18 protein-coding genes and 4 tRNA genes are annotated in these 22,178 nt (G+C 45.7%); 1 reads left to right on the top strand and 21 read right to left on the bottom strand.

Annotated features, from left to right (window positions below; all coding sequences use genetic code 11):
• Nucleotides 1-9 precede the first annotated feature (9 nt).
• The 19 genes from fusA to ACTHTU_RS06870 form a co-directional block, all read right to left on the bottom strand.
• Nucleotides 10-2,115 carry an elongation factor G gene (gene fusA / locus ACTHTU_RS06960; RefSeq protein ID WP_036491326.1) on the bottom strand — a complete coding sequence of 702 codons (2,106 nt, stop codon included), beginning with the start codon at nucleotides 2,113-2,115 and terminating at the stop codon, nucleotides 10-12.
• A gap of 18 nt (nucleotides 2,116-2,133) precedes the next feature.
• Nucleotides 2,134-2,604 (bottom strand): 30S ribosomal protein S7, encoded by a 471-nt coding sequence (gene rpsG, locus ACTHTU_RS06955; RefSeq protein WP_002240962.1) that lies wholly within the window; start codon nucleotides 2,602-2,604, stop codon nucleotides 2,134-2,136.
• Nucleotides 2,605-2,721: 117 nt separating this feature from the next.
• The gene (gene rpsL, locus ACTHTU_RS06950; RefSeq protein WP_002218431.1) at nucleotides 2,722-3,093 is read right to left on the bottom strand and encodes a 30S ribosomal protein S12; all 372 of its coding nucleotides are present in this window, start codon (nucleotides 3,091-3,093) and stop codon (nucleotides 2,722-2,724) included.
• Between the two features lie 318 nt (nucleotides 3,094-3,411).
• Complete coding sequence (gene rpoC, locus ACTHTU_RS06945; protein ID WP_070461127.1) at nucleotides 3,412-7,587, bottom strand: DNA-directed RNA polymerase subunit beta'; 4,176 nt, start codon at nucleotides 7,585-7,587, stop codon at nucleotides 3,412-3,414.
• Nucleotides 7,588-7,743: 156 nt separating this feature from the next.
• The gene (rpoB, locus tag ACTHTU_RS06940) at nucleotides 7,744-11,922 is read right to left on the bottom strand and encodes a DNA-directed RNA polymerase subunit beta (protein ID WP_293205226.1); all 4,179 of its coding nucleotides are present in this window, start codon (nucleotides 11,920-11,922) and stop codon (nucleotides 7,744-7,746) included.
• A 189-nt stretch (nucleotides 11,923-12,111) separates the two neighbouring features.
• Nucleotides 12,112-12,483 (bottom strand): 50S ribosomal protein L7/L12, encoded by a 372-nt coding sequence (rplL, locus tag ACTHTU_RS06935; RefSeq protein ID WP_070583257.1) that lies wholly within the window; start codon nucleotides 12,481-12,483, stop codon nucleotides 12,112-12,114.
• A 58-nt stretch (nucleotides 12,484-12,541) separates the two neighbouring features.
• Nucleotides 12,542-13,042 (bottom strand): 50S ribosomal protein L10, encoded by a 501-nt coding sequence (rplJ, locus tag ACTHTU_RS06930; protein WP_070711968.1) that lies wholly within the window; start codon nucleotides 13,040-13,042, stop codon nucleotides 12,542-12,544.
• A 223-nt stretch (nucleotides 13,043-13,265) separates the two neighbouring features.
• Nucleotides 13,266-13,961, bottom strand: a complete 696-nt coding sequence (gene rplA, locus ACTHTU_RS06925) for a 50S ribosomal protein L1 (RefSeq protein ID WP_003677918.1) — start codon at nucleotides 13,959-13,961, stop codon at nucleotides 13,266-13,268.
• Complete coding sequence (gene rplK, locus ACTHTU_RS06920; protein WP_440362150.1) at nucleotides 13,961-14,395, bottom strand: 50S ribosomal protein L11; 435 nt, start codon at nucleotides 14,393-14,395, stop codon at nucleotides 13,961-13,963. Before rplK ends, rplA begins: the two co-directional genes overlap by 1 nt.
• A gap of 104 nt (nucleotides 14,396-14,499) precedes the next feature.
• On the bottom strand, nucleotides 14,500-15,033 hold the full coding sequence (nusG, locus tag ACTHTU_RS06915) for a transcription termination/antitermination protein NusG (RefSeq protein ID WP_003680697.1): 534 nt from the start codon (nucleotides 15,031-15,033) through the stop codon (nucleotides 14,500-14,502).
• A 2-nt stretch (nucleotides 15,034-15,035) separates the two neighbouring features.
• Complete coding sequence (gene secE / locus ACTHTU_RS06910) at nucleotides 15,036-15,311, bottom strand: preprotein translocase subunit SecE (RefSeq protein ID WP_440362149.1); 276 nt, start codon at nucleotides 15,309-15,311, stop codon at nucleotides 15,036-15,038.
• Nucleotides 15,312-15,442: 131 nt separating this feature from the next.
• Nucleotides 15,443-15,518 (bottom strand) — tRNA-Trp (locus tag ACTHTU_RS06905).
• 6 nt (nucleotides 15,519-15,524) lie between these two features.
• Nucleotides 15,525-16,709, bottom strand: coding sequence for an elongation factor Tu (tuf, locus tag ACTHTU_RS06900; protein WP_004520187.1), 1,185 nt, complete (start codon nucleotides 16,707-16,709; stop codon nucleotides 15,525-15,527).
• Nucleotides 16,710-16,759: 50 nt separating this feature from the next.
• Nucleotides 16,760-16,834, bottom strand: a tRNA-Thr gene (locus ACTHTU_RS06895).
• Nucleotides 16,835-16,843: 9 nt separating this feature from the next.
• Nucleotides 16,844-16,917, bottom strand: a tRNA-Gly gene (locus tag ACTHTU_RS06890).
• A gap of 32 nt (nucleotides 16,918-16,949) precedes the next feature.
• A tRNA-Tyr gene (locus ACTHTU_RS06885) sits at nucleotides 16,950-17,033 on the bottom strand.
• Nucleotides 17,034-17,131: 98 nt separating this feature from the next.
• A complete protein-coding gene (locus tag ACTHTU_RS06880) occupies nucleotides 17,132-17,383 on the bottom strand; it encodes a YfhL family 4Fe-4S dicluster ferredoxin (protein ID WP_003679513.1) in 252 nt (83 codons plus the stop codon).
• Nucleotides 17,384-17,505: 122 nt separating this feature from the next.
• Nucleotides 17,506-18,078 carry a 16S rRNA (guanine(966)-N(2))-methyltransferase RsmD gene (gene rsmD, locus ACTHTU_RS06875; protein ID WP_107867952.1) on the bottom strand — a complete coding sequence of 191 codons (573 nt, stop codon included), beginning with the start codon at nucleotides 18,076-18,078 and terminating at the stop codon, nucleotides 17,506-17,508.
• A 128-nt stretch (nucleotides 18,079-18,206) separates the two neighbouring features.
• The gene (locus ACTHTU_RS06870; RefSeq protein ID WP_107867953.1) at nucleotides 18,207-18,590 is read right to left on the bottom strand and encodes a helix-turn-helix domain-containing protein; all 384 of its coding nucleotides are present in this window, start codon (nucleotides 18,588-18,590) and stop codon (nucleotides 18,207-18,209) included.
• Nucleotides 18,591-18,713: 123 nt separating this feature from the next.
• On the opposite strand from ACTHTU_RS06870, the gene ACTHTU_RS06865 reads away from it, so the two are divergent.
• Complete coding sequence (locus tag ACTHTU_RS06865; protein ID WP_070711750.1) at nucleotides 18,714-19,085, top strand: hypothetical protein; 372 nt, start codon at nucleotides 18,714-18,716, stop codon at nucleotides 19,083-19,085.
• Nucleotides 19,086-19,319: 234 nt separating this feature from the next.
• Here ACTHTU_RS06865 and topA read toward each other — a convergent pair whose 3' ends face one another.
• A complete protein-coding gene (topA, locus tag ACTHTU_RS06860) occupies nucleotides 19,320-21,626 on the bottom strand; it encodes a type I DNA topoisomerase (RefSeq protein WP_070836933.1) in 2,307 nt (768 codons plus the stop codon).
• A gap of 73 nt (nucleotides 21,627-21,699) precedes the next feature.
• The gene (locus tag ACTHTU_RS06855) at nucleotides 21,700-22,155 is read right to left on the bottom strand and encodes a DUF494 family protein (RefSeq protein ID WP_003679497.1); all 456 of its coding nucleotides are present in this window, start codon (nucleotides 22,153-22,155) and stop codon (nucleotides 21,700-21,702) included.
• Between the last annotated feature and the right edge of the window lie 23 nt (nucleotides 22,156-22,178).

The raw sequence follows: 22,178 nt of genomic DNA, 5'->3' as shown, positions 1-22,178 counted from the left end.
CTTTTCTGATTAGCCTTTGCGGGCTTCAGTTACAGCAGCAGCTACGTGAGCAGGAGCTTCAGCGTATTTTTTGAACTCCATGGAGTAAGTAGCGCGACCTTGGGTTGCAGAACGCAAGTCGGTTGAGTAACCGAACATTTCTGCCAGAGGTACTTCGGCGCGAACTTTCTTACCACCGATACCGTCATCATCCATACCCAATACAACGCCACGACGACGGTTCAAGTCGCCCATTACGTCACCCATGTATTCTTCAGGTGTTTCCACCTCAACTGCCATGATTGGTTCCAACAGAGCTGGATTGGCTTTACGCATACCTTCTTTAAAGGCTTGAGAAGCTGCCAATTCGAAGGCCAGTTGCGAAGAGTCAACATCATGCGAAGAACCGAAAATCAAACGTACACGAACGTCAACAACTGGGTAACCGGCAACGATACCGTTAGGCAAAGTATCGCGAATACCTTTATCGACAGACGGAATAAATTCGCGAGGAATCACACCACCTTTAATTTCATCGATAAATTCGTAGCCCGCACCACCTGGTTCCATAGGTTCCATTTTGATCACAACGTGACCGTATTGACCTTTACCACCAGATTGTTTGGCATGTTTGTATTCAGCTTCAACTTCTTTGCGGATGGTTTCACGGTAAGCCACTTGAGGCGCACCGATGTTTGCTTCCACACCGAATTCGCGTTTCATACGGTCAACAATAATTTCCAAGTGCAGCTCACCCATACCGGAAATAATGGTTTGACCGGATTCTTCGTCTGTACGAACGCGGAAAGAAGGGTCTTCCTTAGCCAAACGGTTCAGGGCAATACCCATTTTCTCTTGGTCGGCTTTGGTTTTTGGCTCAACAGCAATGTGAATTACCGGCTCAGGGAATTCCATGCGTTCCAAGATGATTGGTGCGCTTTCAGCACACAGAGTTTCACCCGTGGTAACGTCTTTCAAACCGATTGCAGCTGCAATATCACCAGCGCGTACTTCTTCGATTTCAGTACGATCTGCAGCAGTCATTTGCACCAGACGACCGATACGTTCGCGAGTACCTTTTACAGAGTTCAATACGGTATCACCGGATTTCACCACACCAGAGTAAACGCGGATAAATGTCAATTGACCAACGTATTTATCATTCAACATTTTAAACGCCAATGCAGAGAATTTCTCTTCATCGCTGGCTTGACGGCTGTCGGCTTCTTCAGTGTTAGGGTTAACACCTTGAACTGGAGGAATGTCGGTAGGAGCAGGCAGCAATTCTACAACTGCGTCCAACATACGTTGAACACCTTTGTTTTTAAATGCTGAACCGCACAACATTGGTTGAATTTCACCGGCCAAAGTACGTTGACGCAATGCGCCTACGATTTCTTCTTCGGTCAGCTCATCACCGCCCAAGTATTTGTCCATCAATTCTTCGCTGGCTTCTGCTGCAGCTTCAATCATGTTTTGACGCCATTCTTCGGCAGTCTCAACCAATTCAGCAGGAATATCGCCATAGGTAAAGGTTGTACCTTTATCGGCTTCATTCCAAATAATGGATTTCATTTTCAACAGGTCAACAACACCGCTGAAGCTGTCTTCCGCACCAACCGGAATCACGATAGGTACTGGGTTTGCGCGCAAACGGGTTTTCATTTGCTCAACAACGCGGAAGAAGTTGGCACCTTGACGGTCCATTTTGTTTACAAATGCCAAGCGAGGTACTTGGTATTTGTTAGCTTGACGCCATACGGTTTCAGATTGAGGTTGAACACCGCCTACTGCACAGTAAACCATTACCGCGCCGTCCAATACACGCATAGAACGCTCTACCTCTACGGTGAAGTCAACGTGTCCCGGGGTGTCGATGATGTTGAAACGGTGCTCAGGGAACTGTTTCGCCATACCAGACCAATAAGAAGTCACAGCAGCAGAAGTAATGGTAATACCACGCTCTTGCTCTTGTTCCATGTAGTCGGTAGTAGCCGCGCCGTCATGCACTTCGCCCAATTTATGAGTCAAACCTGTATAGAACAGAATACGTTCTGTTGTGGTTGTTTTACCCGCGTCAATATGGGCAGAAATACCAATATTGCGATACAGGCTGATAGGGGTCTTACGAGCCATTTTGTTAGCCTTTCGATATTAGAAACGGAAGTGAGAGAATGCTTTGTTAGCTTCAGCCATGCGGTGTACTTCTTCACGTTTTTTCAACGCACCGCCACGACCTTCAGCCGCATCAATCAGTTCGCCTGCCAAACGCAGGTCCATAGATTTCTCACCACGTTTACGGGCCGCATCGCGAACCCAGCGCATTGCCAAAGCCAGACGACGTGAAGGACGAACTTCAACAGGAACTTGGTAGTTTGCACCACCTACACGGCGGCTTTTCACTTCCACGATAGGTTTGGCGTTTGCAATGGCTTCGTTAAACACTTCGATTGCTACTTTGCCGGTTTTTTTCTCAATTTGTTCCAGCGCACCGTAAACGATACGTTCTGCAACAGATTTTTTACCGTCAATCATCAATACGTTCATGAATTTAGTCAGCTCAACGCTGCCGAATTTAGGATCTGGCAGTACGTCGCGCTTAGGGACTTCTCTACGTCTTGGCATTTTAATTTCCTTTAATCTATTCAGTTGGGTCAATTCCCATGAATACCCAATTGAGCATTCACTTACTCGGCCGTTATTCAGCTTAGGCGGCCGACGTGCCTATTTGAGTCCCGATAATTATTTAGGACGCTTAGCACCGTATTTAGAACGGGCTTGTTTACGGTCTTTAACACCTGCAGTATCCAAAGAACCGCGTACAGTGTGGTAACGTACACCTGGCAAGTCTTTTACACGACCGCCGCGAATCAATACGACGCTGTGCTCTTGCAGGTTGTGACCTTCACCGCCGATATATGAAATTACTTCAAAACCGTTAGTCAGGCGAACTTTACATACTTTACGCAATGCAGAGTTAGGTTTTTTAGGGGTAGTTGTGTATACACGGGTGCACACGCCACGTTTTTGCGGGCAAGCTTCCAGTGCAGGCACTTTGTTTACGTACACAGGCTTTTGACGGCCTTTGCGTACCAATTGGTTAATAGTTGGCATATTTTCTCGTCCTGTTGAGTTAAATACTTGCCGACACCATGTCGACAAGATTGGAATTATATTTTTATTGCAAGGGTTTAGTCAAGCAAATGACTGATAAAGTTTGGTGTTTTCCAATTTATGTCTAAATTTTAGAAACAAAGGTCGTCTGAAACATTCAGACGGCCTTTACCATTTTAAATATGGTTCTCTACTTATTTTCTCCATTGCTTTCCTTATTTATTCAGACGGCCTTAAACTCCACCCTCTTTTAAGTCCTCTAAAAAATAAAACCGCAAGACTGGCTTGCGGTTTTATTTTCACAATAATCGCTCGGGATTATTCGTCTGAAGCTTCGGTTTCAGAAGTTTCTTGATCGGCTTGCTGCCATTGTTGATGACGGCTGCGGTGGTAGGTCAAACCTGTACCGGCAGGAATCAATCGACCGACAATCACGTTCTCTTTCAAACCGCGCAGCTCGTCTTGTTTGCCCATAATAGCAGCCTCGGTCAAGACGCGGGTTGTTTCTTGGAACGATGCCGCAGAAATGAAGCTGTCTGTAGACAAGGAAGCTTTGGTAATACCCAGCAACACGTTTTCGTAACGTGCCGGCTCTTTGTCTTCAGCCATGGCTTTTTCATTGGCAAGCATTACATCGCCACGCTCAACTTGTTCGCCGGTAATGAACTCTGTATCACCGGAATCGACAATGTTCACTCGACGCAGCATTTGACGGATGATGACTTCGATGTGTTTATCGGAAATCTTCACACCCTGCAGGCGGTAAACCTCTTGTACCTCTTGAACAATGTAGCGAGCCAATGCTTCGATACCTTGCAGACGCAGAATATCGTGTGGATCTACGGCACCGTCTACGATGGTTTCACCGCGGTTTACCACTTGACCGTCGTGTACCAAAATCTGTTTCTCTTTAGAAATCAGGGTTTCGTATGCTACACCGTCTACGTCGGTAATAATCAGGCGCTGTTTACCTTTGGTTTCTTTACCGAAGGAAACGGTACCGGTAATTTCAGCCAACATACCTGCATCTTTCGGCACGCGTGCTTCAAACAATTCGGCTACGCGTGGCAGACCACCGGTAATATCGCGGGTTTTAGAAGACGCTTGTGGAATACGTGCCAACACATCACCCTTACCGACTTCCTGACCTTCACGGATGGTAATCACCGCACCGACCGGGAATGCCATAGAAACTGGGGTAGTCGTACCAGGGATGCAAATTTCCAAACCATTTTCATCCAACAGTTTGACAGTCGGACGCAACAGTTTAGAAGCACTAGAAGAACGACGTTTACCGTCAATCACGACCAAAGTAGACAAACCGGTTACATCGTCAGTTTGTTTCGCAACGGTAACACCCTCTTCCACGTTTTCGAATTTCACCATACCTGCGTGTTCGGTAATCATCGGACGGGTATGCGGATCCCAAGTTGCCAAAGTTTGACCGGCTTTAATGGCTTCACCGTCTTGTACCAGCAGGATTGCACCGTAAGGTACTTTGTGACGTTCACGTTCGCGACCGATATCGTCGTGAATCACTACTTCACAAGAACGGCCGATGACAACCAACTCGCCTTTGTTGTTGGCAACGTAACGCATTTGGCTGCTGAAACGAGCTGTACCATTGGATTTGGCTTCCACTTGGCTGGCAGCAGCCGCACGAGATGCCGCACCACCGATATGGAACGTACGCATGGTCAGCTGAGTACCTGGCTCACCAATAGATTGTGCAGCAATTACACCTACAGCTTCACCAGCGTTAACCAGTTTACCGCGCGCCAAGTCGCGGCCATAACAGTGTGCACACAAACCATGACGGGTTTTACAAGTAATTGGCGTACGGACTTTAACCTCGTCAACACCAGATTGGTCAATGATATCGACTAATTTCTCAGTCAGCAGTGTACCTGCCTCAACCAATGTTTCTCCTGTTGAAGGATCAACAACATCTGATGCTGTAACACGGCCTAAAATACGATCGCGCAACGCTTCAATTACGTCACCGCCTTGTACTACTGCTTTCATGACAAAGCCGTCTGAAGTACCGCAATCATCTTCAACAACGACCAAGTCTTGAGTTACGTCTACCAGACGACGGGTCAGGTAACCAGAGTTTGCCGTTTTCAACGCGGTATCTGCCAAACCTTTACGCGCACCGTGGGTCGCAATAAAGTATTGCAATACGGTCAAACCTTCGCGGAAGTTAGAGGTAATCGGCGTTTCGATAATAGAGCCGTCAGGTTTGGCCATCAAACCACGCATACCGGACAACTGTTTAATCTGAGCTGCAGAACCACGGGCACCAGAGTCGGCCATCATGTAAATAGAGTTGAAGGATTCTTGATCAACTTCGTTGCCGTCACGGTCGATGACTTTTTGTTTGGACAGGTTGTCCATCATCGCTTTAGCGATCTTATCGCCGGCACGACCCCAAATATCGACCACTTTGTTGTAACGTTCACCGTTGGTTACCAAACCTTGACGGTATTGATCTTCGATTTCTTTAACTTCGGCATTAGCCTCGGCCAGCAAAGCTGCTTTTTCTTTCGGAATTTCCATATCGTCAACCGCAATGGAAATACCGCCTTTAGCCGCAAAACCGAAACCGGTGTACATCAAGTGGTCGGCGAAAATAACTGTGTCACGCAGACCGCACAGACGGAATGATGCGTTAATCAGTTTAGAAATTTCTTTTTTCTTCAGCGCTTTGTTGATGTACTCGAACGGCAGGCCTTTAGGCAAGATTTCGCTCAACAATGCACGGCCGACAGTTGTTTCGTAACGGTTAACAACAGGCTCAAACTCACCTGCTTCGTTTTTCACCCATTCACGCAGACGTACGGTAATTTTCGTACCCAGTTCAACCTGTTTGGTATGGTATGCACGATGCACTTCTTTCACATCGGCAAACAGGCTGCCTTCGCCTTTGGCATTGATACGGTCGCGGGTCATGTAGTACAGACCCAATACGATATCTTGAGAAGGTACGATGATTGGTTCGCCGTTGGCTGGAGACAATACGTTGTTTGAAGCCAGCATCAGCGTGCGTGCTTCCATTTGTGCTTCCAAGCTCAATGGAACGTGTACAGCCATTTGGTCACCGTCAAAGTCGGCGTTAAATGCGGCACACACCAATGGGTGCAGCTGAATCGCTTTACCTTCGATCAGGATAGGTTCGAACGCTTGAATACCCAAACGGTGCAGGGTTGGCGCACGGTTCAACATAATCGGATGTTCGCGGATTACTTCTTCCAAGATATCCCATACTTCAGGTACTTCTTGTTCTACCAATTTTTTCGCAGCTTTAACGGTAGAAGCCAAACCTTGTTTTTCCAATTTGTGGAAAATGAATGGTTTGAACAGTTCCAAAGCCATTTTTTTCGGCAGACCACATTGGTGCAGACGCAGGTATGGGCCTACGGTAATCACGGAACGACCGGAGTAGTCCACACGTTTACCCAGCAGGTTTTGACGGAAGCGGCCGCCTTTACCTTTAATCATGTCTGCCAATGATTTCAGCGGACGTTTATTGGCACCGGTCATGGCTTTACCGCGACGGCCGTTATCCAACAGAGAGTCAACTGCTTCTTGCAACATACGTTTTTCATTACGAACGATGATGTCAGGCGCATGCAGTTCCAACAGACGTTTCAGACGGTTGTTACGGTTGATAACGCGACGGTACAAATCGTTCAAATCGGAAGTGGCAAAACGACCACCATCCAATGGAACCAACGGACGCAAATCAGGCGGCAATACCGGCAGCACATCCATAATCATCCATTCCAGCTTCATGCCGGAACGATGGAAGGCTTCCAATACTTTCAAACGTTTGGCGATTTTTTTGATTTTGGTATCAGAACCGGTAGACTCCAACTCTTGACGCAGGATTTCGATTTCGCCGGTAATGTCCAAGGTACGCAGCAATTCGCGGATACCTTCTGCACCCATTTTGGCATCGAAGTCGTCGCCGTATTCGTCCAGTTTGTTGTAGTAATCGTCTTCAGTCAGCAATTGACGACGTTGCAACGGAGTCATGCCGGGATCGGTTACCACAAATGCTTCAAAGTACAATACGCGTTCGATATCGCGCAAAGTCATGTCCAGTACCATACCCAAGCGGGAAGGCAGAGATTTCAAGAACCAAATATGGGCAACAGGTGCAGCCAATTCAATGTGGCCCATGCGTTCGCGGCGCACTTTGGACAGGGTCACTTCTACGCCACATTTTTCACAGGTTACACCTTTAAATTTCAAGCGTTTGTATTTACCGCACAAACATTCATAGTCTTTGACCGGGCCAAAGATTTTGGCGCAGAACAAACCGTCGCGCTCAGGTTTGAATGTACGGTAGTTGATGGTTTCAGGTTTTTTAACTTCGCCATAAGACCATGAGCGGATGGTTTCGGGAGAGGCAATACCGATTTTGATGGCATCAAACTCTTCTTCCATGCCGGCAGTTTGCAACGGATTAAATAAGTTCAACAAATTCATTTTTGCTCCTTGAAGGAAGTATTTTTACTGCATGGCGGATTTTCGATATTGGGAAACGGTACTTTTGATTTCAGACGGCCTAAATGCCGATTGCTTCATTCTTATTCTGAAACCGCTTTTTCAGACGACCTTAAAAGGCCGTCTGAAAACTTCTGTTTAGTAGCGTTCCAAATCGATATCCAAGCCCAGTGAGCGAATCTCTTTAACCAATACGTTGAAGGATTCAGGCATACCGGCATCGATTTTGTGTTCGCCTTTGACGATGTTTTCGTACATTTTGGTACGGCCGTTCACGTCGTCAGACTTCACAGTCAGCATCTCTTGCAGCGTGTATGCCGCGCCGTATGCTTCCAATGCCCAAACCTCCATCTCACCGAAACGTTGGCCACCGAACTGAGCTTTACCGCCTAGAGGTTGCTGGGTAACCAGACTGTATGGACCGGTAGAACGGGCATGCATTTTTTCGTCAACCAAGTGGTGCAGTTTCAGATAGTGCATCACACCAACTGTAACCTTGCGGTCAAATGCTTCGCCTGAACGGCCGTCATACAGCGTGATTTGAGTTTTACTGTCGTTGAAGCCCAGTTTCTCAACCTCAGGATCTTCACTTGGGTAAGCCAAGTTCAACATTTCGCGGATTTCAGACTCTTTCGCACCGTCGAATACAGGAGAGGCGAAAGATGCACCTTTGCGCAGGTTGGAAGCCAATTCGATGATTTCTTCATCTGTCAGGCTATCCAAATCTTCTTTCTTACCGCTACCGTTGTAGAGTTTGTTCAAGAATTCACGCAACTCGCTGGCTTTGCGTTGCTCTTTCAGCATGCGGTCGATGCGTTCGCCGATACCTTTTGCTGCCCAACCCAAGTGAACTTCCAAAATCTGACCGATGTTCATACGGGAAGGTACACCCAACGGGTTCAGTACGATGTCTACCGGACGGCCGTCAGCCATGTAAGGCATGTCTTCCACTGGCAGAATGCGTGATACCACACCTTTGTTACCGTGGCGACCCGCCATTTTGTCACCGGCTTGCAGACGGCGTTTGATGGCGATAAATACTTTCACCATTTTTTGTACGCCCGGTTGCAACTCGTCGCCTTGGGTCAGTTTTTTCTTCTTGATCTCATACAACTCATCCGCTTCTTCGCGTTTTTGTTGCAGGCTCAATTTAATCAGTTCCAACTGTTTGGCCAAGTCTTCGTCAGCCAGACGGATGTCAAACCAATCATGTTTGCTGGACAGGCTTGCCAAATATTCGGTAGTGATTTCACTGCCTTTAGCCAGCTTCATCGGACCACCATTAGCTTTTTGACCCACAATCATACGTTCGATACGGTCGAATGCGTCATTATCGAAAATACGCAATTGATCGCCCAAATCTTGACGGTAACGTTTCAATTCAGAATCAATAATGGATTGAGCACGTTTGTCGCGTTGGATACCTTCACGAGTGAAGACTTGAACGTCGATAACGGTACCGCTCATGCCGGTAGGCATACGCAATGAAGTATCTTTTACGTCAGATGCTTTTTCACCGAAGATGGCACGCAGCAGTTTTTCTTCAGGAGTCAGTTGGGTTTCGCCTTTAGGTGTTACTTTACCTACCAAGACGTCACCTGCTTCTACTTCTGCACCGATATACACGATACCGGATTCATCCAAACGGTTTTGCATACGCTCAGACAAGTTCGGAATATCGCGGGTAATGTCTTCCGCACCCAGTTTAGTGTCACGTGCAACAACGTTCAGTTCTTCAATGTGAATCGAAGTATAACGATCGTCCGCAGCCACTTTTTCTGAAATCAGAATCGAGTCTTCGTAGTTGTAACCGTTCCATGGCATGAAGGCGATGGTCATATTTTGACCCAAAGCCAACTCGCCCAAATCGGTGGATGCACCGTCGGCCACCAAGTCACCACGTTGCAACACATCGCCTGCTTTTACGGCCGGACGTTGGTTGATGTTGGTAGATTGGTTAGAACGGGTGAATTTAACCAAGTTGTAAATATCGACACCCACTTCACCGGCAGTCGCTTCATCATCATGAACACGAACTACAACACGGTTGGCATCTACATACTCAACCACACCGCCGCGGCGGGCAACGATTGCAGTTGCAGAGTCAACGGCAACAGATCGCTCGATACCGGTACCAACCATCGGTTTTTCAGGGCGCAGACACGGTACAGCCTGACGTTGCATGTTGGCACCCATCAATGCACGGTTCGCGTCATCATGTTCCAAGAATGGAATCAGAGATGCTGCAACGGATACCACTTGGCCTGTTGCCACGTCCATATATTGAACGCGGTCAGGCGTTGCCATAATGGTTTCGCCTTTTTCACGACAAGTAACCAAGTCGCCGATCAGATTGCCGTCTTTGTCCAAATCGGCATTCGCCTGTGCAATCACATAACGGCCTTCTTCGATAGCAGACAAGTAGTCGATTTCTTCAGTTACTTTACCATCGACAACACGGCGGTAAGGGGTTTCCAAGAAACCATAATCATTGGTACGCGCATAAACGGACAATGAGTTGATCAAACCAATGTTTGGACCCTCAGGTGTTTCAATAGGACATACACGGCCATAGTGGGTCGGATGTACGTCTCGCACCTCAAAGCCTGCACGTTCGCGAGTCAAACCGCCCGGACCCAATGCAGATACACGGCGTTTATGGGTTACTTCAGACAATGGGTTGGTCTGATCCATAAATTGGCTCAATTGGCTGGAACCGAAGAATTCTTTAATCGCAGCAGAAACAGGTTTCGCATTGATCAAGTCATGCGGCATCAAGTTCTCAGATTCTGCTTGGTTCAAACGCTCTTTAACTGCACGTTCTACACGAGCCAAACCGCTGCGGAATTGGTTTTCAGTCAACTCACCCACAGAACGAACACGACGATTACCCAAGTGGTCAATATCGTCTACTTCGCCATGACCGTTACGCAGTTCAACCAATGTAGCAATAGAAGCAACGATGTCTTCAACACTCAGAACGTAACCGCCTTTTTCAGCTGCTCCGGCCAAAGTTTCATTCAGCAAACGGCCATACCAAGAGTTTTGTTGTGCTTCAGACAATTTTTGTTCGTATGTGCGCGTATTAAATTTCATACGGCCTACGCGAGACAAATCATAGCTGTCTTCACTGAAGAACAAGCGGTTGAAGAGCTGCTCAACAGCTTCTTCGGTAGGCGGTTCGCCAGGACGCATCATGCGGTAAATCGCTACGCGTGCAGCTTGCTGATCAGCAGTTTCGTCTGTACGAAGAGTGCTGGAGATGTAACCGCCTTGATCCAATTCATTGATATAAAGGGTCGTAATTTCTTTTACGCCATGGATATCAAGTTTAGCCAACAGTTCTTCTGTAATTTCATCGTTAGCAGAAGCCAATACCTCGCCGGTTTCCGGATCAATCAGGTCGGCAGCCAATGCTTTGCCAATCAGGCTTTCTGGCTCTACATCCAAACGAGTCAAGCCTGCATTGGTAATATCACGGATATTTTTCGCAGTAATGCGTTTACCTTTGGCGACCAGTACATTGCCTTCTTTATCCAATATATCAACTTTGGCAGTTTCACCTTTCAGACGGCCTGCAACCAGATCAGTTTGAACACCGTTTGAAGACAAATAGAAAGTTTCTTTATCGTAGAAAATATCCAAGATTTGTTCATTGTTGTAGCCCAAAGCTTTCAACAAAATCGTAACCGGCATTTTACGGCGACGGTCGATACGGAAATACAGCAAATCTTTTGGATCAAATTCGAAATCCAACCATGAACCACGGTAAGGAATAATACGAGCAGAGAACAACAGCTTACCGGAAGAATGTGTTTTACCACGGTCATGCTCAAAGAACACACCAGGAGAACGGTGCAGCTGGGAAACAATCACGCGCTCAGTACCATTGATAACAAAAGAGCCACTTGGCGTCATCAATGGGATTTCGCCCATATACACTTCGTTTTCACGAACTTCTTTTACAGTCGGCTTAGATGCTTCTTTATCCAAAATCACCAAACGGATACGGGCACGCAATGGAGCCGCATAAGTAATGCCGCGCAATTGACATTCAGGAATATCGAACAAAGGCTCGCCCAATGTGTAATGCACAAACTCCAAGCGCGCATAACCGTTATGGCTCACAATCGGGAAAATAGAATTAAATGCTGCTTGCAGACCATCATCAGTGCGTTGGTCAAAAGCATTTTCCAGCTGCAAAAATTTCGCATAAGAATCAATTTGGGTTGCCAGCAGGAAAGGAACATCTAAGACATTCTCTCGCTTTGCAAAACTCTTACGGATACGTTTTTTCTCGGTAAACGAATAGCTCATATACACTCCGAAAAGCAATTTTAAATAATAGGCCGTCTGAAACAACGGCATGCATCAATCTGATATTTACATTTATTTGCAATGATTTTATAAAGGCTATGCAAATAAATGTAAACAATGCCTGATGCTTATTTTAAGAAGTAAAATAAGGCTGGCAGAAAACTGCCAGCCTTCATAGGAAGCATCAAATTATTTGATTTCGACTTTAGCGCCGGCTTCTTCCAGTTGTTTTTGGATGTCTTCAGCTTCAGCTTTAGAAACACCTTCTTTCAGAGTTTTAGGTGCACCGTCAACGATGTCTTTAGCTTCTTTCAGACCCAAGCCAGTGAGAGCGCGGACAACTTTAATCACGCCAACTTTTTGATCACCGGCAGAAGCCAATACTACGTCAAATTCAGTTTTTTCTTCAGCAGCAGCTGCACCAGCACCTGCAGGGCCTGCAACTGCAACTGCAGCAGCAGAAACACCAAATTTTTCTTCAAAAGCTTTAACCAGGTCGTTCAATTCCATTACGGTCAAAGAACCAACGGCTTCCAAAATGTCTTCTTTAGTAATAGCCATGCTATTTATACTCCAAATATTGTATTAAAAAATAATTGATTAAATGAAACAAAATCGATTAAGCGGCTTCTTCGCCAGCTTTTTTCTCTGCCAAAGCAGCCAAACCACGTGCAAAGCCTGATACAGGAGCTTGCATAACGAACAACAGTTTGGACAACAGCTCTTCGCGGCTTGGAATAGAAGCCAACTCAGCAACCTGAGCAGCATCCATTACTTCGCCATTGTAAGAACCGGCTTTAATGATAATTTTGTCATCTTTTTTCGCGAATTGGTGCAGCACTTTAGCAGCAGCAACAGCATCTTCAGAAGCAGCATAAACCAATGGACCAACCATTTGATCGGCCAAATCTGCGAATGAAGTACCCTCTACTGCACGACGAGCCAGAGTATTTTTCAGAACGCGCAAGTAAACGCCTTCTTTACGTGCATTTGCACGAAGCTCAGTCATGCTGGAAACACTGATACCGCGATATTCAGCGACTACGAGAGTTTGTGCGTTAGCAATTGCTGCGCTAATTTCCTCTACGGCCACTTTCTTGGTTTCAATATTGAGACTCAAGGTCTACCTCCCACTGTTTATAAACAGGATACCGAAATGATATCCCACCAGCGCGGTAACCTAAAAAGACATCTTACAAGCAATCTTGCAATGTGTTTCAGGACTACCGTCTGCGTAGGGCAGTTACGATTAAATCTTACGATCCCTACGGTCTTGGACATCTACTTAATTTTAAGTAGCCCAAATTCAGGTAATCCAGAAAACCGGATCACCTGAAAATTTCTTAGTTGTTCACGCTTGCAGTATCAACGCGAACACCCAAACCCATAGTGCTGGATACAGCAACTTTTTTCAGGTACTGGCCTTTAGCAGCAGCAGGTTTGGCTTTAACGATAGCATCCAGCAACGCATTGAAGTTTTCTTTCAAGTCAGCTTCAGCGAAAGAAGCACGACCGATAGTTGCATGAACGATACCGGCTTTATCTGTACGGTATTGTACTTGACCTGCTTTTGCATTTTTAACTGCTTCAGCAACGTTAGGAGTAACAGTACCTACTTTAGGGTTTGGCATCAGACCACGAGGACCTAAGATAGTACCCAATTGACCAACGATACGCATTGCATCAGGAGAAGCAATAACAACGTCAAAGTTCAGGTTACCAGCTTTGATTTCAGCGGCCAGATCTTCAAAACCGACAATATCTGCACCAGCTTCTTTAGCAGCATCTGCATTTGCACCTTGGGTAAATACAGCTACGCGAGTTGTTTTACCGGTACCTTTAGGCAGAACGACTGAACCACGAATAACTTGGTCAGATTTACGAGGATCAACACCCAAGTTGAAAGATACATCAACAGACTCGTCAAATTTAGCAGTAGCAGCTTTTTTAACCAAAGCAATTGCTTCGTCGATTGCGTACAGTTTGTTAGCTTCAACAGAAGAGCGCAGAGCTTTCAAGCGTTTAGATACTTTAGCCATTATACAACATCCTCCACGTCCAAGCCCATTGAGCGAGCAGAACCTGCGATAGTACGAACAGCCGCATCCAAGTCAGCAGCAGTCAAATCAGGCTCTTTAGTTTTAGCAATTTCTTCCAACTGAGCGCGAGTCAATTTACCCACTTTGTTAGTCAGAGGATTAGAACTACCTTTTTGCAGACCAGCAGCTTTTTTCAACAAGATAGAAGCCGGTGGAGTTTTCATCACAAAAGTGAATGATTTATCTGCAAATGCAGTAATCACGACTGGAATTGGCAAACCAGGTTCCATACCTTGGGTTGCAGCATTAAATGCTTTACAGAATTCCATGATGTTCAAACCACGCTGACCCAAAGCAGGACCAACTGGGGGAGATGGATTGGCTTTACCTGCAGGAATTTGCAGTTTGATGTAGCCGATAATTTTCTTTGCCACTTAAGGACTCCTAAAAACGGGTATAACGCGGAACCATTCCGCTTCCCAAACAGAATTTGCGATTATATCCGCTTAAAAAAAAATTTTCAAGCGAATTAAACCACTTAAATCTTTTCAACCTGACCGAACTCTAATTCAACCGGTGTTTCACGACCAAAAATCTGAACTGAAACACGCAGTCTATTACGCTCGTAGTTAACTTCATCAACAATTCCATTGAAATCAGCAAATGGGCCTTCATTCACACGAACCTGCTGACCAACCTCAAATTCAACTTTTGGTTTTGGCTTCTCAACACCTGTTTTGGCTTGTTGCAAAATAGCATCTGCATCTTTTTGAGAAATTGGGATTGGACGATTTCCGCTACCACCTACAAAACCATTTACTCGAGGGGTACTCTTAACCAAGTGCCATGAATCATCGGTCATTTCCATTTCGACCAACACATAGCCTGGATAGAATTTACGCTCACTGATGGTTTTTCGGCCATTCTTGATATCTACCACTTCCTCTACAGGAACGAGAATCTGACCGAAATATTCTTCCATGTTTTCACGAGCAATACGCTCTTTCAATGTTTTTTGAACATTTTTCTCGAAACCGGAATAGGCCTGCACCACATACCAACGCTTTGACATCTTTACCCTTTCCTATTTAATAAAACATCAAAAAACAACCATGAAATAATTGTATCTGCCGCATAAATGAAGGCTGCTAAAACTGCAACGAAGATAATCACGAATACAGTCATTTTGACCGCTTCATCACGACTCGGCCAAACTACCTTCTTGAACTCAGTCCAAGAGCTCTTAAAATATGCAAACAGACCTTCTTTCTTTTCAGGAGCCGGCTTATTACTTACCACAACTTCCTTTTTATGATGGTCTTCTTTGCGTCCAGACGGATGTTCTGTCATCTTTACTCACTTATCAATACCCCACCCGCCCTCATTTTAGATAGTGGCATTGATCCATTAATTAATTCCAAATAATCTTAAAACTTAAGTACAAAAAAATTAACCGGCACAAGGCCGGTTAATTTTTTATTTGGCAGGCCAAGAGGGTCTCGAACCCCCAACCCTCGGTTTTGGAGACCGATACTCTACCAATTGAGCTATTGGCCTCTAAACTTAAGCGATTACAGAAGAAACCACACCCGCACCTACGGTACGACCACCTTCGCGAATCGCAAAGCGCAGACCTTCTTCCATAGCGATTGGCGCAATCAGTTCTACAGTAATGGTTACGTTCTCACCTGGCATTACCATTTCTACGCCTTCTTCCAAAGTAACTGCACCAGTTACGTCAGTAGTACGGAAGTAGAATTGTGGACGGTAGTTAGCGAAGAATGGAGTGTGACGACCACCCTCTTCTTTGCTCAGTACGTATACTTCTGCTTTGAATTTGGTGTGAGGAGTGATAGTACCTGGTTTAGCCAATACTTGACCACGTTCTACGTCTTCACGTTTAGTACCACGCAGCAATACGCCTACGTTGTCACCTGCTTGACCTTCGTCCAGCAGTTTGCGGAACATTTCAACACCGGTACAAGTGGTTTTTTGAGTTTCTTTCAGACCTACGATTTCGATCTCATCACCAACGTGGATGATACCGCGCTCTACACGACCGGTTACTACTGTACCACGGCCAGAGATAGAGAATACGTCTTCGATAGGTAACAAGAAAGGTTTGTCCACAGCACGCTCAGGTGTTGGGATGTAGCTGTCCAAGGCAGCAGCCAATTCGAAGATTTTTTCTTCGTAACCAGCGTCACCTTCCAAAGCTTTCAGTGCAGAACCTTGTACGATTGGGCAGTCATCACCTGGGAAGTCGTAGCTTGACAACAAGTCACGGATTTCCATTTCAACCAGTTCCAACAGCTCGGCATCGTCAACCATGTCGCATTTGTTCATGAATACGATGATGTAAGGTACACCTACTTGGCGAGCCAACAGGATGTGTTCGCGAGTTTGTGGCATAGGACCGTCAGCTGCGGAACATACCAAGATCGCGCCGTCCATTTGGGCAGCACCGGTAATCATGTTTTTAACGTAGTCGGCGTGGCCCGGGCAGTCTACGTGTGCGTAGTGACGGGTTTCAGTTTCGTATTCTACGTGTGAGGTATTAATGGTAATACCGCGGGCTTTTTCTTCAGGAGCGTTGTCGATTTGGTCGTAAGCTTTTGCAGCGCCACCGAATTTTTTAGCCAAAATAGTAGTCAAAGCAGCAGTCAGAGTGGTTTTACCATGGTCAACGTGACCGATGGTGCCAACGTTTACGTGCGGTTTGCTACGTTCAAATTTTTCCTTAGCCATGGCAATATCCTATAATCTAAGCTTTTTGAAAATAAAGGGTAATAATGAGATGGTGCCCATGGGCAGATTTGAACTGCCGACCTCTCCCTTACCAAGGGAGTGCTCTACCCCTGAGCTACATGGGCGAAATTGTTTGGAGCGGGTGAAGGGAATCGAACCCTCACCGTAAGCTTGGAAGGCTTCTGCTCTACCATTGAGCTACACCCGCATACTCACTTTTTTGCTCCAAGTAAGAATTTTTGGTGGAGGGAGAAGGATTCGAACCTTCGAAGCTCACGCAACAGATTTACAGTCTGCCCCCTTTGACCGCTCGGGAATCCCTCCAAAAGAGAACGTCAGTTTATTGGCAACTCAGATTTCCGTCAAGATTTTTTTTCATTTATTTCTTTAAAAATATACAAGCTTTTGCTTTTAAACACTATTTATTTAAACTGAATGATTTTTTCGTACTTAGCCATCAGTTCTTCGTGCGTTTCAGGATGCTCTTCATCGATCAAGATACAATCGACAGGGCATACCTGTTGACACTGAGGCTCATCGTAATGGCCTACACATTGCGTACACAAATTTGGATTGATTTCGTAAATTTCTTCACCTTGCGAAATGGCATCATTTGGACATTCCGGTTCGCACACATCGCAGTTAATGCACTCATCTGTAATAAAGAGCGACATTTCTATTTCCTTTTTTCTTAAATTATCAAAACCGATTGGGCGCGGATTATAGCACAAATGACGTCGGAACAATCCGTTTGAAAGAATGTTTTACACCTTGGGAATGATTCTCAAATTCTATACTATTCAGCAACTTGCGAATAGAGTAACAATTCAAACCTACTCATTCCCGCCTTTCCTTCCCGATAAACTTCCAGCCAATCCGGTTTTTCAGGCAGCTTCCCTGCTTCAATATAGACCATTGCCCCATTTTTCAAGTGGCTTTGCAATCGGATAAACAGATTTTGCCAATCTTCCCATGCAAATGGCGGATCAAGAAATATGACATCAAATTTTTCAGACGGCCTTGTCAGATAAATCATGCCGTCTGAACACTCGATTTCCACCTGTTTCAAACCTAATTCACGGATATTTTTCTGAAGCGTTTGAACTGTTTGGCGGTGGTTATCGACCATTACCACTTTTGCCGCATTACGAGAAGCAGCCTCCATTCCCAAAGCACCGCTGCCGCTGAATAAATCTAATATTGTTTTTCCAGTTAAATCCTGACCCAACCAGTTAAACAGTTTTTCACGCACGCTGTCAGGCGTCGGGCGCAGACCGTCTGCAGATAAAAATGTTAACTTTCGCCCCCTGCATTGTCCGCCAATGATACGTACTTGATTGCTGTGTTTGGAATGTTTGTTATTTGCCATAATTCTTAAAAGATGCCGATTTTTCAGACGGCCTCAATTATATAGTGAAACTGCTATCAAGCCGTATTTCATATTCTTTTAGATACAACAAGGCCGTCTGAAAATCATTTTTCAGACGGCCTAGGCTTTTACTTCTGCACAGAAGCAGCCAGCTGTCTCAACAACTCAATTTCCTTATCCTTCTGCTCCAGCATTTCCCGGCAATGTTTTAACTCCTGATTCAACAACTCCAATTTCATAGCCATATCACTTGAAGCATATAAAGCGATATCGCCTCCACTGTCTCCTTCATTAATCTGTAAAACCATCCCGTTATTACCCGATTTCAACAAATCCCACATATCTACTTTAAAGATAGTCGCCAACTGCTCTAGTCTTGGAATATTCAATTGTGTCTCACCTCGCTCAATCTTAGCGTATCCACCGGCAGACATGGCTAACTTTTCCGCCATTTCTTCCTGAGACCATTTATTTAATTCGCGTATCAAGCGGATCTTTTCGTGAGTTTCCATAAAATTAAAGTTTCTGTATAAATAGTTGTATTATTGGGATAGATTTTAAACTTTTACTTTCTAGAATGGCAAGATTCCAACTCTTATAATTTTATTCCATTTGTCTAATAAAGGGATATCAATATGAAAATTAAAATCTTATTACTCGCCTTTTCTTTTACAGCGTTAATAGGTTGCAGCAGCGATTATGATGACGCCAAAACTTACTTAAAATGTGGCATTGCAGCAAGACATTTAGAACAATTCAAAGGGCTGAATAAAATCCAACAAAAATTAGATCGTTTTAACAATTTACAACTATTAACTCCCCGAGATATAGCCATGATGGCAGAAGAAACTAGAGAGGAAATAGGCTTATCGAATGGTGAATCTTCTGATTTTTGGAAACTACTTAAGCTAACCAAAATTTATAACTCTTCAGAATGTACAGAAATACATGAACAACCAGAAATTCCTACAGGATGGTTATACTATCTTCTTTATCCTTTTCTCTAATACATTTTGATACCTTTGCAAAATAGCCTGTTCACGAAATTTGATGTATAAAAATGTGCTAAAAATTTAGTAACTTATATGCTTGCAAAGCTCTCTGTCTTATTTGAACCAAAAATGAACCGTATTTTATCGGACTTTAAAACGACACGCGGATTCAAATAAACCAATCACAGAAAAGCAAAGGTCGTCTGAAAATTTTTCAGACGACCTTTTCTCTTTTAAACCGACCTAATCTCACTCTTTCGGTGCAGGCGGTTCAATCTGTTCTTTCCAGCCGCATTCTTTTTGCGGGCAGACTTTTTCCACGCCCCAGCGTTTGGTGGTTTTGATGGTCAATACCGGCCACGCGCATTTTGGACAGGTTTCTGCAATGGGTGGGTTCCATGTGGCGTAGTTACAATCCGGATAGGTGCTGCAACTGTAAAACAGTTTGCCGTAGCGGGATTTACGCTCGACGAGGTTGCCTTTTTTACATTGTGGGCACTGGACGCCGGTATCTTTCGGTTTTTCCAGCGGTTCAACGTGTTTGCATTTCGGATAGTTGGCGCAGCCGATGAATTTGCTGCCAGTGCGGCTGTATTTGTACACTAGGCGACCGCCGCATTTAGGGCATTCGCGTCCGTCAAGTTCGGCTTGTTCTGCCTCGGCTTTCGCTATGCGCTCGGCGGCTTCTTCAGCAGTTTCGTTGACGTTGCGCGTGTAGCTGCACTCGGGATAGCCGGCGCAGGCGACGAAACGACCCATTTTGCCAAATTTGATTTGCAGTTTGTGCTCGCCGCATTTCGGACAGGTTTCGTCAAGTTCCTGCGTGGTAAATTTGGCGCGTTCGATACCCTCTTTTTCTTCCACTTGCTTGATAAACGGCTTCCAGAATTTATCCATAACGGGAATCCATTGGCGTTTGCCGTTGGCAATTTCGTCAAGCTGGTCTTCAAGTTTGGCGGTAAAGTGGTAATCGACGTATTGGGCGAAGTGTTCGGTCAAGAATTTATTGACGATGTCGCCTGTGTCGGTGGGCATGAAGCGTTTTTGCTCAAGGGTAACATATTCGCGGTCTTTGAGCGTGGAAATAATACTGGCGTAGGTTGAAGGGCGGCCGATACCGTATTCTTCAAGGGCTTTAACCAGCGTGGCTTCGTTGTAGCGCGGCGGCGGGGTGGTGAAGTGTTGCTCGCCGTAGAGTTTGTCCACAGGCAGTTTGTCGCCTTCACTCATTTCGGGCAGTTTTTTGCTGTCTTCGCTCTCTTCGTCATCGCTGCTTTCTTCATACACGCTCAAAAAGCCTGCGAAAGTCTGCACTTGTCCGGTTACGCGGAATACGCCTTTGCCGACGGTAATATCGACGGTGGTTTGGTCGAATTTGGCGGGCGTCATCTGACAGGCGACGGTACGTTGCCAAATCATTTGATAGAGTTTGAACTGATCTGCGCTCAAGAAGGGTTTGACGCTTTCGGGCGTGCGGTACACGGAAGTCGGACGGATCGCTTCGTGTGCTTCTTGGGCGTTTTTGGATTTGGTTTTGTACTGCTTGGCCGAACTCGGCAGATATTCTTTGCCGATTTTGTTTTCGATGTAATGGCGAATTTCAGTTAACGCTTCATCAGCCAAATTCACGCTGTCGGTACGCATATAGGTAATCAGACCGATGGCACCCTGCCCTACGTCTATACCTTCATAAAGCTGTTGGGCAGTACGCATGGTGCGGTCGGTGGTAAAACCGAGTTTGCGCACGGCATCCTGCTGCATAGTAGAAGTGGTGAACGGCGCGGCGGGATTGCGGCTGCGCTTTTTCTTTTCAATGGCGGTAACGACAGCTTCTTTGCCTTCGAGTTCTTTCAACACGTCGGCTTGCGCGGCTTCATTCGGCAGGTCGAATTGTTCGAGTTTTGCGCCGTTGTATTGGGCCAGTTTGGCGGTGAACTTACTGCGGCCTTTGTGGCTGTCGAGATGTACCGTCCAATATTCCTGCGCTTCAAACGCGCGGATTTCGTTTTCGCGCTCACAAATCAGGCGCAAAGCAGGGCTTTGTACACGGCCTGCGCTCAAACCGCGGCGGATTTTTTTCCACAACAATGGCGAGAGGTTAAAACCGACCAAATAATCCAACGCACGACGGGCTTGTTGCGCATCGACCAAGTCCATTTCGATTTCGCGCGGATGGGCAACCGCATCGAGCACGGCGTTTTTGGTGATTTCGTGGAACACGACACGCTGCGGCTTGATGTTTTTCAGGCCGCGTTTGGATTTAAGGATTTCCAAAAGATGCCAAGAAATGGCTTCGCCTTCCCTATCCGGGTCGGTTGCGAGGTAGATGTTTTCAGCTTCTTTGGCACCGGCAACGATGGCATCGACGTGTTTGCTGTTGCGGCTGATCAGTTGGTATTTCATGGCAAAGCCATTGTCGGGATCGACTGCTCCGCTTTTCGGAACCAAATCACGGACGTGGCCGTAAGACGCCAAGATTTCAAAATCACCGCCCAGATATTTTTTCAGGGTTTTGGCTTTGGACGGGGATTCGACGATTAATAGGTTTTTCGCCATTATTGTTCTCTTTTGGATGTATTGGATTTATGTTTCAGACGGCCTTTATTATTGAGGCCGTCTGAAAAAAGGTTTAGTGCATCACGTTTTGTCCGGTCAACGCACTCATCAAGTCATCGCCTATCAGGACGGGCAACTCGCTCTTATGCATCCACAACACCAACAATACCAACACTTTGGCGGTATCGAGGGTGATTTCGTCCGATGGAATGTGCATCAGGGCGTGAATGACGATTTCGCGTTGCTCATAAGTAATTGCGTGTTCGGTAACCAAATACTGCATCAAGCCCATGACTTCCTGCGGCAGGTTTTCAGCTTCTTCACGGCAAAATACGCGCAGGGAGTCGCTGTTAAACGGCTCGGCATAGAATTCGGACGTATTGAACAAGACTTCCATCATCATCAATGTATTGCCGATTTCCGTAGCATCAAAACCCGCATCTTCCAAGAGGCGACCCAAATCCTCCGGAGGCGGACAATTGTCGAAATCTTGGAAGTGTTCGATTAAATAGGCAATGACTTCGGTCATGCTGGTTCCTTAAATATAGATAA

It is taken from the genome of Neisseria sp. P0020.S005 (assembly GCF_051957055.1).
In the GTDB taxonomy this organism is placed as follows: Bacteria; Pseudomonadota; Gammaproteobacteria; order Burkholderiales; family Neisseriaceae; genus Neisseria; species Neisseria subflava_A.
Note: the sequence above shows the minus strand (reverse complement) of the source record. Positions and strands in the feature narration are given on the sequence as shown.

Excerpts from the sequence above, each read along its gene's own strand:
- rsmD (WP_107867952.1), bottom strand. The coding sequence starts at position 18,078 with ATGGCAAATAACAAACATTCCAAACACAGCAATCAAGTACGTATCATT.
- ACTHTU_RS06880 (WP_003679513.1), bottom strand. The coding sequence starts at position 17,383 with ATGTCGCTCTTTATTACAGATGAGTGCATTAACTGCGATGTGTGCGAA.
- ACTHTU_RS06865 (WP_070711750.1), top strand. The coding sequence starts at position 18,714 with ATGAAAATTAAAATCTTATTACTCGCCTTTTCTTTTACAGCGTTAATA.
- rpsG (WP_002240962.1), bottom strand. The coding sequence starts at position 2,604 with ATGCCAAGACGTAGAGAAGTCCCTAAGCGCGACGTACTGCCAGATCCT.
- rpoB (WP_293205226.1), bottom strand. The coding sequence starts at position 11,922 with ATGAGCTATTCGTTTACCGAGAAAAAACGTATCCGTAAGAGTTTTGCA.
- tuf (WP_004520187.1), bottom strand. The coding sequence starts at position 16,709 with ATGGCTAAGGAAAAATTTGAACGTAGCAAACCGCACGTAAACGTTGGC.
- rpoC (WP_070461127.1), bottom strand. The coding sequence starts at position 7,587 with ATGAATTTGTTGAACTTATTTAATCCGTTGCAAACTGCCGGCATGGAA.
- fusA (WP_036491326.1), bottom strand. The coding sequence starts at position 2,115 with ATGGCTCGTAAGACCCCTATCAGCCTGTATCGCAATATTGGTATTTCT.
- ACTHTU_RS06870 (WP_107867953.1), bottom strand. The coding sequence starts at position 18,590 with ATGGAAACTCACGAAAAGATCCGCTTGATACGCGAATTAAATAAATGG.
- rpsL (WP_002218431.1), bottom strand. The coding sequence starts at position 3,093 with ATGCCAACTATTAACCAATTGGTACGCAAAGGCCGTCAAAAGCCTGTG.
- nusG (WP_003680697.1), bottom strand. The coding sequence starts at position 15,033 with ATGTCAAAGCGTTGGTATGTGGTGCAGGCCTATTCCGGTTTCGAGAAA.
- ACTHTU_RS06855 (WP_003679497.1), bottom strand. The coding sequence starts at position 22,155 with ATGACCGAAGTCATTGCCTATTTAATCGAACACTTCCAAGATTTCGAC.
- topA (WP_070836933.1), bottom strand. The coding sequence starts at position 21,626 with ATGGCGAAAAACCTATTAATCGTCGAATCCCCGTCCAAAGCCAAAACC.
- secE (WP_440362149.1), bottom strand. The coding sequence starts at position 15,311 with ATGACAGAACATCCGTCTGGACGCAAAGAAGACCATCATAAAAAGGAA.
- rplL (WP_070583257.1), bottom strand. The coding sequence starts at position 12,483 with ATGGCTATTACTAAAGAAGACATTTTGGAAGCCGTTGGTTCTTTGACC.
- rplA (WP_003677918.1), bottom strand. The coding sequence starts at position 13,961 with ATGGCTAAAGTATCTAAACGCTTGAAAGCTCTGCGCTCTTCTGTTGAA.